Origin of the sequence: Streptomyces sp. A 4/2 (genome assembly GCF_940670765.1) — a bacterium.
GTDB lineage: Bacteria > Actinomycetota > Actinomycetes > Streptomycetales > Streptomycetaceae > Streptomyces.
Genome location: NZ_CALNVW010000060.1, coordinates 68980 through 81470 on the forward strand (window position 1 = coordinate 68980; position 12491 = coordinate 81470).

A 12491-nucleotide genomic window follows, 5' to 3' on the forward strand; every position below is an offset into this window, starting at 1 on the left:
GTCCTCGTGACCGGGGCCTTTCTCATGTGCCCGTTCCATGAGCGCGGAGCGCTGCGGCATGCGCGGGCTCATCGGATCCGATGACATTTGTCATCGGCCGCGGGCCGGGCACCCGGGCAGCCTGGATCCATGACAGATGTGATCGAGGTCGCAGATCTACGACGCACCTACGCGGGCGGTTTCGAAGCCGTCGCCGGTGTCTCCTTCTCGGTAGCGGCCGGGGAACTCTTCGCGCTGCTCGGGACCAACGGCGCGGGCAAGACCTCCACGATGGAGTTGCTGGAGGGCCTGGCCCAGCCGAGCGGCGGCCGGGTGCGGGTGCTCGGGCACGACCCGTACAGCGAGCGCGCCGCCGTCCGGCCGCGTACCGGGGTGATGCTCCAGGAGGGCGGGTTCCCGCCGGAACTGACGGTCGCCGAGACCGTACGGATGTGGGCGGGCTGCACGAGCGGCGCGCGCCCCGTCGGCGAGGCCCTGGAGAAGGTGGGGCTCGGCGGGCGGTCGGCGGTCCGGGTGAAGCAGCTCTCCGGCGGCGAGAAGCGACGCCTGGACCTGGCGATGGCGCTGCTGGGACGCCCCGAGGTGCTCTTCCTCGACGAGCCGACGACCGGCCTCGACCCCGAAGGGCGCCGGGAGACCTGGGACTTGGTGCGTGAGCTGCGCGACGACGGTACGACCGTCCTGCTGACCACGCACTATCTGGAGGAGGCCGAGGAGCTGGCGGACCGGCTGGCGATCCTGCACAAGGGACGGATCGCCGCCGAGGGGCGGGTGGACGAGGTGGTGGGCTCGCAGCCCTCGCACATCTCGTTCGCCCTGCCCGGCGGGCTCGCGGTCGGCGACCTGCCGCCGCTGGGGACGTATGTCCGTACCGGCGGGGAGGTGCAGCTGCGGACCTCCGTACTGCAGCACGCCGCCACCGAACTCCTGGTGTGGGCCAGGGACAACGCCATCGAGCTGCGGGGGCTCGATGTGCGGTCGGCCTCGTTGGAGGAAGCATTTCTGGGCATCGCACAGGAGCAGGAGGCCGCGCGATGAGCGCACCGGTCACGGTCACGACGGACAGCGACAGGAACGTACTGCGGAGGTACGTGCCGCACACCGGACGGATGGCAGCGCTGGCCCGCGCCGAGCTGACGCAGCTGGGGCGCAGCAAGGCCTCGCTCCTCACCATGGTGGTGCTGCCCGTCTTCATGACCGTCGTCATCTCGTCGACGACGACCCAGAAGAGCCTGGACAGGGCCGGGCTGACGGCGGGCGCGGTGCTGCTGCCCGGGGCCATCGGGTTCTCGATGCTCTTCGCCCTCTACAACGGGGTGGTCAGCGTGCTGGTGGTCCGCCGCGAGCAGTTGGTGCTCAAACGGCTGCGTACCGGCGAGGCGCGGGACATCGAGATCCTCGCCGGGGGTGCGCTGCCCTCCGCGGTCATCGCGCTGGTGCAGTGCGCGCTGCTGACGGCCGGCTGTGCGGTGGTCTTCGACATGGGGCTGCCGCCCGCTCCGCTGCTCATGGCCGCCGGCGTCGTCCTGGGGGTCGCGATGCTGACCGCGCTGGGGGCGGCCACCGCGGGGGTCACCAGGTCCGCCGAGGCCGCTCAGCTGACGATCATCCCGATGATGCTGCTGTCGATGGCCGGTTCGGGGGTGATCGTGCCGCTGGAGGTCTTTCCCGACAAGCTGGCCTCGGTCTGCGAACTGCTGCCGCTGACACCGGTGGTGGAGCTGGTACGGGGCGCTTGGACGGGGTCGGCGTCCGTGTACGACGCCCTGGGGCACATGCTGACGGCGGTGGCCTGGACGGTGCTGGCGGTGTTTGCTGTAAGGCGCTGGTTCCGCTGGGAACCGCGTCGCTGACGCAGGGGAGCGCGGGGGTCGATGTGCTGACGTGGATACGGGGATGGCGGGCGCGTGAGGGGCTCGCCCAGATCGACCTCTACACGCGCGGGACGTTGCTCGTCCTGCTCTGGATGACGGTCGCCGTCCAGGTGATGCTGTCGGTGACCGGGCCGGTCCGGCACTCCGACGCTCCTGTCCCGCTGATCGTCGCGTCCTGTCTGGTCGCGGTGGCCCAGGGCGTGTGCGGGAACGTGCTGGTCCCGGCGGCGCTGGGCGAGTACCTGGGCGTCGGGGCCGTCCCCCGGCGGCTGGTCGCGCTGGCGGCCGGGCTGCTGGCGGCGGACGTGGTGGCCGTGCTGGCGCTCACCTCGGCGGTGGGAATGGTCCGGGTCCCGGGCGTGACGCTGCTGGTGTGCGTCACGCTGGTGCCGTTCTCGATGGCGCACTGCCTGGTCGTGCGGCGGCGGACCACCCTCCTGGTGCAACTGGCCCTGCTGATCGGCGTGTGCGGGGTGGTGGCGCTGCTCGGGCAGGGTGCCCTGGCGCTCGGCTGCGCGATCTCCATCGTCTTCGGGCCCGGGTGGTTCACCCTCGCGGTGCGCTGTTCCGCCTGGCACCTGGGCATGATGTGGCAGCTCCAGCAGGCGAAGAACGTACAGGCGCAGTTGGCGGTCGCGGAGGAACGCCTGCGGTTCGGGCGGGACCTGCACGATGTGATGGGGCGCAATCTGGCGGTGATCGCGCTGAAGAGCGAGCTGGCGGTCCAGCTGGCCCGGCGCGAACAGCAGCGATGCGCGGAACACGGCTCTGAGCGTGGCCCGGAACACGGCCCGGAACACGGCCCGGGGCACGGCCCGGGGCGCGGCTCGGGGCACGGCCCGGGGCGCGGCTCGGGGCACGGCGAGCGGTCGGCGGCGATGGAGCAGATGGCCGAGGTGCAGCGCATCGCGCAGGAGTCGCAGCGGGAGGTACGTGCAGTGGTGCGTGGGTACCGGGAGGCCGATCTGGCCGTCGAACTGGACGGTGCGCGCGGGGTGTTGGAGGCCGCGGGGATCGAGTGCGCGGTCTCGGGGCCGGTGGACGGCCTCTCGGGGGCCGTCCAGTCGGCGCTCGGCTGGGTGGTGCGGGAGGCGGCGACCAATGTGCTGCGGCACGGGGACGCCCGGCGCTGCGCGATCGAGGTGTCCCGTTCGGGGTCGGACGCCACGCTGACCGTCGAGAACGACGGCGCCGACGCGGCAGCCGGCGCCGACGGCACGTCCGGGTCGGGTCTCGCCGGGCTGCGGGAGCGGCTGACCGCTCTGGACGGCACCCTGGTGGCGGGCCCGGCCGGGGGCGGACGGTTCCGGCTGACCGCCGAGGTCCCGCTGGGCGCGGTGCCCGGCCGGGGTGCGGAGGCGCTGGGCGTCGTACGTGACCGGGGTGCGGAGGCTGCCGCGTGACCGGGTCCGTACAGCCGGGGGCCGGGAGCGCGGGTCCGGTACGGGTGCTGCTCGCCGACGACGAGCACCTCATCCGGGGCGCGCTCGCCGCGCTGCTCGGGCTGGAGGACGACCTCGTGGTGGTCGCCGAGGCCGCGTCCGGGCCCGAGGCGCTCGCGATGGCACGGGCGCACCGGCCCGATGTCGCGGTGCTGGATCTTCAGATGCCGGGGGCCGACGGTGTGAGTGTGGCCACAGCTCTGCGCGGTGAACTCCCGGAGTGCCGCTGCATGATCGTCACCAGCCACGGCCGTCCCGGCCATCTGAAGCGGGCGCTCTCGGCGGGGGTGCGGGCGTTCGTACCGAAGACGGTGTCCGCGCAGAAGCTGGCCGAGATCATCCGGACGGTGCGGGCCGGAGGGCGTTATGTGGACCAGGAGTTGGCCGCCGACGCGATCTCCGCCGGGGACTCGCCGCTGACCGTGCGGGAGGCGGAGGTGCTGGAACTGGCGGCGGACGGCGCACCGGTCGCGGAGATCGCCGAGCGGGCCTCGCTGTCGCCGGGGACGGTACGGAACTACCTGTCGTCGGCCGCGACCAAGCTGGGGGCCGAAAATCGTCACACCGCAGTGCGTCTCGCGCGCCAGCGAGGTTGGGTATAGTGGACTCCGCGCTACGGCGCATGCGGACGTAGCTCAGTTGGTAGAGCGCAACCTTGCCAAGGTTGAGGTCGCCAGTTCGAACCTGGTCGTCCGCTCGGTGAAGAAAGGCCCCGGTCCTCGCGACCGGGGCCTTTTTCCGTGCTGCGTGCGGACCGCGTACCGCTACGACCAGGGCGTCCCGGTCAGCAGCTCGTACGCCTCCAGGTACTTGGCGCGGGTCGCGTCCACGATCTCCTGCGGGAGCGCGGGCGGTGGCTGCTCGCTCTTGCGGTCCCAGCCGGAGGCCTCCGAGGTCAGCCAGTTGCGGACGTACTGCTTGTCGTACGAGGGCTGCGCACGGCCCGGCTGCCAGCCCGCGATCGGCCAGAAGCGGGACGAGTCCGGGGTCAACACCTCGTCGGCGATGACGAGCCGGTCGCCGTCGTAGCCGAACTCGAACTTCGTGTCGGCGAGGATGATGCCCCGCTCGCGCGCGATGTCCCGGGCCCGGCTGTACACGTCGAGGGTCGTCCGGCGCAGCTCGAAGGCGGTCTCCGCACCGACCTGGCGGGCGACCTCCTCGTAACTCACGTTCTCGTCGTGTTCGCCGACGGCCGCCTTGGTCGCGGGCGTGAAGATCGGCGCGGGCAGTTCCGAGCCGTCGCTCAGGCCCTCGGGGAGCGCGAGACCGCAGACGGTGCGGTGCTCGTTGTACTCCACCAGGCCGGAGCCGGTGAGGTAGCCGCGTGCGACGCACTCGACCGGGACCATCCGCAGCGACTTGCAGATCAGGGTGCGGCCGGCCCAGTCGGCGGGGGCGCCGGCCGGGAGGTCGGTGGAGATGACGTGGTGCGGTACGAGGTCCGCGAGCTGGTCGAACCACCAGAGCGACAGCTGGGTGAGGACCCGGCCCTTGTCGGGGATCTCGGTGGGCAGCACCCAGTCGAACGCGGACATGCGGTCGCTGGCGACCATCACGAGGTCGCCCGCCTCGTTCTGGTACAGATCGCGCACCTTGCCGGTGTGCAGGTGTACCAGGCCCGGTACCTGAAGCGGCTCGGGCTTTTCTACGAATCCGGACACGGTTCCTCCCCGTGGTTATGTCCATGCTCTGGGGTCGGGGTCGATTCTCCCGTATGCCCTGCGTACGGACCTCCCCAGGGTCGCACCCGAGGTCGGAGCCCCTGCGGGCCCGGGTCGGACGGTGGGCGCGGCATGGCGGACGGTGGGCGCGGCGCCGGTCATTCGCGCTTGCAGATCCGGTCCAGGAGGTTGGCCGTCGCGCGCTGGACACGGGGGTCCACATGGCCGGGGCGGTCCAGCGCGGGGGACCAGGCGAAGGTGCCCGAGGCGAAGACGAACGAGCCCGAGGGGGCGCGGTAGAGGGACGTCTCCTGGTGGCGCACGGCCCCTTCGCTGTCCCGGTACGGCGAGTGGGCGAGCAGCATCCGGCCTTCGTGCTTCGGGAGCGCGGTACGCGGGAAGTAGCGGTCGGCCTCGCCCGCGACCAGCCCGGGGAGTTCGTCCCCCTCGGCCGCGCCGGTCGCGTCCCAGAGCCAGTGTGCGGCGTTGCGCACGATCAGGGGGCTCGACTCGGGGACGCGTCCCGCGTACTGGATGCCGAGGAGCTGCTGTTCGGGCCGGTCGATCTCCCGCCAGAGCGCGGACTTGCCGGGGCCGCGGCGCTTCCGGCAGGTGAGCAGGCGGTCGGCGACGCCGGAGGGCGAAGGGGCGAGCTCCACCTGCCAGTACATGGTGTTGGCGGAGAGGAAGACGAGGGAGGTGCCCTGCTCACGGGCGAGTTCCGTGGTGCGCCGCATGGGCACCGACCAGTACTCGTCGTGGCCGGGGAAGACCAGGCCGCGGTAGCGGGTCGGGTCGATACGGCCCGCGTGCAGGTCGCGGGCGTCGGCGTAGGCGAGGTCGTAGCCGTACCGTTCGGCCCAGCGGATGAAGTCGTAGGCGTGGCCCACGTGCAGGGGCAGGCCGGCGCCCGCGTACGGCCGGTCGAAGGAGACCGTGGTGGCGGCGTCCTCCTCGCCGAGCAGCCGGCCCCCGCTGTCCCAGGCGTGGTACAGGCTGGCGCCGGTGTGGCCGTCCTCCGGGTAGAGGTTGTACGCCTGCCAGGTCACGTCCGGCAGCAGGAGGAGCAGATCGGCCGGGTGGCTGTCGCGGACCGTGAACGGGATGTGCGAGCGGTAGCCGTCGGCGGTGGTGAGCACGGCGACGTACGCCCCGATCGACCAGTACGACGGGATCTGGAGGCGCCAGGAGAGCCACCAGTGGTGGCAGGAGACCGTGCGGTCGGCGGTGAGCGGGGCCGGCTGGACGATGCCGGAGAGGCGGGGGCTGGTGGTGATCTTCGCGGCGCCGTCGCCGCCGTAGTGGCCGATGCGGTAGATGTCGACGGAGAACTGCTGGGGCGGGTCGACGGTGACGTGGAAGTCGATGGCCTCGCCGGGCGCGGCGGCGCCCGTGGAGGCGAAGCCCTTGATCTGCCGCTTCACGTCGTCGGCGGTGCGGGGGCCACCGGAGTGCTGGTGTGCGGCGTCCGGGTCGGCGTACCAGGGGACGACATGGCCGGTGTCGTCGAAGTAGTTCTCACTGCCGCGGAGCCAGGGCAGCGGGCCCTGGCCGAACGGATCCGAGACGGCGTGGGCGAGGGCCCCCGATTCCCAGCGCCGGATCTGCTCCGCCCCCATGCGGCTCCCCTTCCCTCGGCCGCCCGGGCACAACAGAGATGCACCGACAGTCAGCGACCGGCCCAGCACATCACATAAGGGAGTCACTCCGTTACTGTTCGTCGCGAATTTACGAATTCGCGCATTGACGCGGCGGGGCGGAACCGGTCCCAGGGGCAGCGGTGAGCGCGACCCGGCGGTTGCTCCGTCGGGCGCGGCCCGGGGTCTCCGACGGGCACGGGCCGGGTTCTCCGACGGGGGCGGGCCCAGGTTCTCCGGAGAGGCGGGCCCGGGTCCTGACGGGGGCGCGGCCCAAGGTTCCCCGGCGGGTGCGGCCCAAGGTTCCCCGGCGGTCTCACACCAGCCGTACCGGCTTCTCCAGGCGGACGCCCACCGTCCTCAGCCACCCGCGCAACGGCTCGGCGTCCCCGTCCTCCACCAGGCTCACCACATGGCCGCCCAGGTCCGACCTGCGTTCGTCGTCGACCAGCAGCACGGGCCCGTCCAGCCAGTCCAGGCCGGGGGCGGCGCCCGCCGTGTCGACGGCCGCGCAGCAGATCATCGCGATGACGTGGTCGGCGAGCAGGTCACGTCCGGTACGGGGCGGCTGGAGCGGGAAGAGCGGGATCGCCCCGGTGTCCCAGAGATGCTCGCCCTCCAGCGTGCCGCCGGGGACCGACGGCGGCGCGGCGGCCTCCTCGCGGGCCACCTCGGCGGTGACGGCGGTGGCCAGTACGTCCGTGCCGTCGGCGGCCAGATGATTCATCACCCGTGCGAGTGTCGGCCCGCCCCGGTCGTCCGGGGTGTCGGCGGCGCCCGGGGCGGCGGCGCGGTTGACGCCGAGGCGGTCGAGGACCCGGTGCAGCCTGGCCGCCTCCGTGCGCCACTTACGGTCGACGACCTCTTCCGGGTACTCCTGCCAGTCCACCGGCGACCAGTCCGGGCCGTTCTCCGCGGGGCCGCCGTGGAAGAGACGGGCGGCGAGCAGCGAGGTGGCCTCGTCGACCGCGCCCGGCTCCTCCAGGAGGTCGCAGGCGGGCCGCTCGCCGAGGCGCGAGGTGAAGCCTTCGGCGAGACGGTCCCGGCGGGACAGCTCGGTGAGCGCGGAGACCACTCCCGCGTCGAGCCGGGACGGCCAGCGGCCCATCCGCCAGGCGGGCAGCGCGACCCGGGTCAGCAGCCGGTCCCAGCCCGCGTAGGCCAGGCCCACCTGCTCCTGGGCGACGATGCGCAGCCCGTAGTCCACAGTCTGTGCGCGGTCGGAGGCGGCGGCGGCGACACCCCGCTCCATCTCGGCAGCATGGCCACGACAACTGCGCAGCATCAGCCCGGCGGTCCGGCCGACGAAGGAGTACGCGAAACGCCGCACCGGGCCGAGTCCGGGCCGCGAGGCGACGGCGACCGCCGCGTCGAGCCCCCGGACGAACCGGCGGGAGGCCGCGATGTCGGGGTGCGCGGAGGGGCCCGTACCCGCGACGACCGGCGCGAGCAGGGCGCGCAGCTCGGCGACCCGCATCCACCACAGGAAGGGCGAGCCGATGACGAGCACGGGCGCTGCCGCCACCCGGCGGGCCCGCAGCCCGCGCACGGTGGGCAGCCGCCCGCCGGATATGGACCGGGCGGCCGGGTGCGAACGGTCCTCCAGCCAGCTGTCGCAGTCCGGTGTGAGCGCTATCGCCGAGGGCACCGGCACATCGAGCCGGTCCGCCAGGTCCCGCACCATCCGGTGCAGGTCGGGCGCCGACGCCTCGGTGAGCGCCACCGTCGGGCTGACAGCGGGCCCGGCCCGCACGATCACCGCGGCCACCACGGCGGCGAGCAGCAGCACCACGGCCGCGAAGCACGACACCGCCCAGCGCGCCGTGTCCCAACTGCCGCCGCTGAGGTGGCCGGTGGCCCCGCCGGCCAGCAGCACGACCGCGACCGCGACGGGCAGCAGCGCTACGGCCAGCGCCCTGCCCCGAATACCCAGAACAGCCAGTGCATGGGCACGGGCGCCCTGCGCACCCCGCTTCTCACTCGTACCGGTGTCGGACACGGCCGGACGTCACCCCCTCTGCCCCCGCGGCGGCTTTGCTCACTCCCCCACTGTGGCACCCGTCACTGACATCGCAATGCCGGTGGGCCAAGTGCCGGAATGCTTGCGCCGCAGACTAGTTGGGGCTCCGGCGAGCGTCATCCGGATGGGCCAGCCGTCACTCGATGGAATGGCTTTGGGTAAAGGTGCTGACGTAGATCCGTCAGATGCCTGCGGCCTTCGCCGCGATGTCCGTACGATGCTGCGCCCCGTCGAGCCGTACCCGGCCCAGCGCCGTATAGGCACGCTCACGGGCCACGGCCAGGTCCGCACCGGTCGCGGTCACCGACAGCACCCGGCCCCCGGCGCTCACGACGGCGTCGCCGTCCTGCCGGGTCCCGGCGTGCAGGACGTACGCATCGGGCGCATCCTGCGCCGCCACCTCGTCGAGGCCCTCGATCCGGTCGCCGGTGCGCGGGGTGTCCGGGTAGTTGTGCGAGGCGATGACCACCGTGACGGCCGCGTCGTCGCGCCAGTTCAGCGGGGGCTCGCTGTCGAGCGTGCCGTTGGCCGCGTTCAGCAGGACGCCGGCCAGCGGGGTCTTCAGCCGGGCCAGCACCACCTGGGTCTCGGGGTCGCCGAAGCGGGCGTTGAACTCGATGACCCGTACCCCGCGCGAGGTGATCGCGAGGCCCGCGTACAGCAGGCCCGCGAACGGGGTGCCCCGGCGGCGCAGCTCGTCGACGGTCGGCTGGAGGACGGACGCCATGACCTCCTCGACCAGCTTGGGGCCGGCCCAGGGGAGCGGGGAGTACGCGCCCATACCACCGGTGTTCGGACCCTCGTCGCCGTCCAGCGCCCGCTTGAAGTCCTGCGCGGGCTGGAGCGGAAGGACGGTCGTCCCGTCGGTGATCGCGAACAGGGAGACCTCGGGGCCGTCCAGGAACTCCTCGATGACGACGCTCTCGCAGGCCAGCGCATGGGCGCGGGCGGCCTGGACGTCGGAGGTCACGACGACGCCCTTGCCCGCGGCGAGGCCGTCGTCCTTGACCACGTACGGAGCGCCGAAGGCGTCCAGCGCCGCGTCGATCTCGGCGGGGGTGGTGCACACGTAGGCGCGCGCGGTGGGTACGTTCGCCGCCGCCATCACATCCTTGGCGAAGGCCTTGGACCCTTCCAGCTGCGCCGCTTCCCGGGTCGGCCCGAAGCAGGGGATGCCCGCTCCGCGCACCGCGTCGGCGACCCCGGCGACCAGGGGAGCCTCGGGTCCGACGACCACGAGCCCGGCCTCCAGCTCGGTCGCCAGCCGGGCGACGTCGGCGCCGTCCAGCGGGTCGACCGGGTGCAGCTCGGCCACCTCCGCGATGCCCGCGTTACCGGGGGCACAGTGCAGGGAGGTGACTTCGGAGTCGAGGGAAAGAGAGCGGCACAGGGCGTGTTCGCGGGCGCCGCCGCCGATGACAAGGACCTTCACGGTACGCAGCCTAGCCCGCGCACCGGGTCCGGCCCGGCGCGGGCCTTGTACGGGCCGCCGAAGACCGTGCCCCTACTCGTTCGTATATTCCTCCACCACCGTCGCTCCGAGCTCCCGCACGATCAGGTCGTGGCCGGAGAGCGCCGAGTCGACGAGGTCGGGATCGTCGTCCTCGGGGGTGTCGTCCTCCAGTGAGACGGACGGCGGCTGGTCCGCGGGCGGGGGCGGGGGCTCTCTGAACGCCTGGGGCCTCTGGTGCTGCTGCGGCTCCGGAGCGGGCTGCTGCGGTGCGGGACCGGGTGCGGGCGCGGCCGGGGCCCGGTCCTGGGGTGCCGGGCGCTGCGGGGCGGGGCTGGAACCGCCGGGGCCGGGGTGATTGCTGCCACCGGGCGGCTGCGTACCGCCCGAGGGATCGACGATCGCGTCGACCCGCCACTGCACATGGAACTGGTCGGCGAGCACCTGCTTCAGTACGTCCTCGCTGCCGCTGGACGCGAAGTTGTCCCGGGCGCCCGGGTTCGGGAAGCCGAGCTGGAGGGTGGTGCCGTCGAACCCGGCGACCTGGGCGTTCTGGCTGAGCAGGATCCAGGTGAAGCGCCGGCGGTTCTTGACGGCTTCGAGGATGTCGGGCCACATGTTCCGCACCTGGGCGGCGCCCTGCGCCGTACCGGGCGCGGGGGCGGCGGCGGGCGGGGCTCCCGGAGCGGAAGCGGCCGGAGGCGCCGCGGGTGCGGGCTGTCCCTGTCCGGGCGCGGCGGCCGACGGCCAGCTTCCGGCGGGACGCGGGGACTCGGCGGGCCGGTCGGGCCGACCGGCGGGCGCAGCGGCTCCCGGCCAGGCTCCGGGCTGCCGGGCGGCGGGGGCGGCGGCGGGCTGCGCGGGTGGGACCTGCTGAGGTGCGGGGGCGTCCTGGGGAGCGGGCGCGGTCTGAGGGGCGGGGGCGTCCTGGGGAGCGGGCGCGGTCTGAGGGGCGGGCGCGGCAGCCACGGGAGGCGCCACAGGCGCACCGGACGTGCCAGGCGCCCCGGACGCACCGGACGCACCAGGCATCCCAGGGCCAACACCCGCACCACCACCGGCATCCCCGCGCGCGGCGGCACGCGCAGCCGCGGGCCCGCCGCCCGGCGCCACCGGCGCCGCGGGATGTGCCTCGGGTCCCGGCACGTATCCCATCGCGGGCCCCTGCCCGCCGGACACGAAGGTGCCACCGCGCTCCAGCCGGTCCAACCGGGCCTGCATGGACCGCTCGTCGTCGAACGCGGCGGGCAGCAGCACCCGCGCGCAGATCAACTCCAGCTGGAGCCGCGGCGAAGTCGCCCCGCGCATCTCGGTCAGCCCGGTGTTGACCAGGTCGGCGGCCCGGCTCAGCTCCGCGGCGCCGAACACCGAGGCCTGCGCCTGCATCCGCGCCACGACATCGGCCGGGGCGTCGATCAGCCCCTTCTCCCCCGCGTCGGGCACAGCGGCCAGGATCACCAGATCGCGCAGTCGCTCCAGCAGATCGGCCACGAACCTGCGGGGATCGTTGCCCCGCTCGATGACTTGGTCGACCAGCTCGAAGGCAGCCGCCCCGTCCGAGGACGCGAAAGCGTCGATCACGGCGTCGAGCAGCGTCCCGTCCGTGTAGCCGAGGAGGGACGTCGCCATGGCGTACGTCACACCTTCCTCGCCCGCACCGGCCAGCAACTGGTCCATCACGGACATGGAGTCACGCACGGACCCCGCCCCGGCGCGCACCACCAGCGGCAGCACACCGTCGGCGACCTGGGCCCCCTCCTGCCCGCACACCTCGCCGAGGTAGTCGCGCAGCGTGCCGGGCGGCACCAGCCGGAAGGGGTAGTGGTGCGTACGCGACCGGATCGTCCCGATGACCTTCTCGGGCTCGGTGGTCGCGAAGATGAACTTGAGGTGCTCCGGCGGCTCCTCGACCACCTTCAGCAGCGCGTTGAAACCGGCCGACGTGACCATGTGCGCCTCGTCGATGATGTAGATCTTGTACCGGCTGCCCGCGGGCCCGAAGAACGCCTTCTCGCGCAGGTCACGGGCGTCGTCCACGCCACCGTGCGAAGCCGCGTCGATCTCGATGACGTCGATCGAACCCGGCCCGTTCCGCGCCAGGTCCTGGCACGACTGGCACTCCCCGCACGGCGTGGGCGTGGGCCCCTGCTCGCAGTTCAGACAGCGGGCCAGGATGCGCGCACTGGTCGTCTTGCCGCAGCCCCGCGGCCCGCTGAACAGGTACGCGTGGTTGACCCGGTTGTTCCGCAGGGCCTGCTGCAACGGGGCAGTGACGTGCTCCTGCCCGATGACCTCGGCGAACGACTCGGGACGGTAGCGGCGGTACAGCGCAAGGGACGACACATGTACGAGGTTATCGGGACCCACTGACAACCCCCGCCCCGAACCCACGCCCCCGAAACCG

At 73.1% G+C, this 12491-nt stretch carries 9 protein-coding genes and 1 tRNA gene; 5 read left to right on the forward strand and 5 right to left on the reverse strand.

What is annotated here, in order from left to right; genetic code table 11:
- Positions 1-129: 129 nt before the first annotated feature.
- The 5 genes from NBY69_RS35305 to NBY69_RS35325 all read left to right on the forward strand — a co-directional run bounded on the left by NBY69_RS35305 (position 130) and on the right by NBY69_RS35325 (position 4013).
- Positions 130-1038, forward strand: coding sequence for an ABC transporter ATP-binding protein (locus tag NBY69_RS35305; RefSeq protein ID WP_250306306.1), 909 nt, complete (start codon positions 130-132; stop codon positions 1036-1038).
- On the forward strand, positions 1035-1853 hold the full coding sequence (locus tag NBY69_RS35310; protein WP_250306307.1) for an ABC transporter permease: 819 nt from the start codon (positions 1035-1037) through the stop codon (positions 1851-1853). Before NBY69_RS35305 ends, NBY69_RS35310 begins: the two co-directional genes overlap by 4 nt.
- Before the next feature lie 23 nt (positions 1854-1876).
- Positions 1877-3277 carry a sensor histidine kinase gene (locus tag NBY69_RS35315; protein ID WP_250306308.1) on the forward strand — a complete coding sequence of 467 codons (1401 nt, stop codon included), beginning with the start codon at positions 1877-1879 and terminating at the stop codon, positions 3275-3277.
- On the forward strand, positions 3274-3918 hold the full coding sequence (locus NBY69_RS35320) for a response regulator transcription factor (RefSeq protein ID WP_250306310.1): 645 nt from the start codon (positions 3274-3276) through the stop codon (positions 3916-3918). The genes NBY69_RS35315 and NBY69_RS35320 overlap by 4 nt, the downstream gene beginning before the upstream one ends.
- A 22-nt stretch (positions 3919-3940) precedes the next feature.
- Positions 3941-4013 (forward strand) — tRNA-Gly (locus NBY69_RS35325).
- Positions 4014-4080: 67 nt separating this feature from the next.
- On the opposite strand, the gene NBY69_RS35330 is transcribed toward NBY69_RS35325, so the two are convergent.
- The 5 genes from NBY69_RS35330 to NBY69_RS35350 all read right to left on the reverse strand — a co-directional run bounded on the left by NBY69_RS35330 (position 4081) and on the right by NBY69_RS35350 (position 12430).
- On the reverse strand, positions 4081-4980 hold the full coding sequence (locus NBY69_RS35330) for a phosphoribosylaminoimidazolesuccinocarboxamide synthase (protein WP_250306311.1): 900 nt from the start codon (positions 4978-4980) through the stop codon (positions 4081-4083).
- A gap of 158 nt (positions 4981-5138) precedes the next feature.
- Positions 5139-6599 carry a N,N-dimethylformamidase beta subunit family domain-containing protein gene (locus NBY69_RS35335; RefSeq protein WP_250306312.1) on the reverse strand — a complete coding sequence of 487 codons (1461 nt, stop codon included), beginning with the start codon at positions 6597-6599 and terminating at the stop codon, positions 5139-5141.
- 334 nt (positions 6600-6933) lie between these two features.
- The gene (locus NBY69_RS35340) at positions 6934-8616 is read right to left on the reverse strand and encodes a hypothetical protein (protein WP_250306313.1); all 1683 of its coding nucleotides are present in this window, start codon (positions 8614-8616) and stop codon (positions 6934-6936) included.
- A 202-nt stretch (positions 8617-8818) separates the two neighbouring features.
- The gene (gene purD / locus NBY69_RS35345) at positions 8819-10069 is read right to left on the reverse strand and encodes a phosphoribosylamine--glycine ligase (RefSeq protein WP_250306314.1); all 1251 of its coding nucleotides are present in this window, start codon (positions 10067-10069) and stop codon (positions 8819-8821) included.
- Between the two features lie 72 nt (positions 10070-10141).
- Complete coding sequence (locus NBY69_RS35350) at positions 10142-12430, reverse strand: DNA polymerase III subunit gamma and tau (protein ID WP_250306316.1); 2289 nt, start codon at positions 12428-12430, stop codon at positions 10142-10144.
- Positions 12431-12491 lie beyond the last annotated feature (61 nt).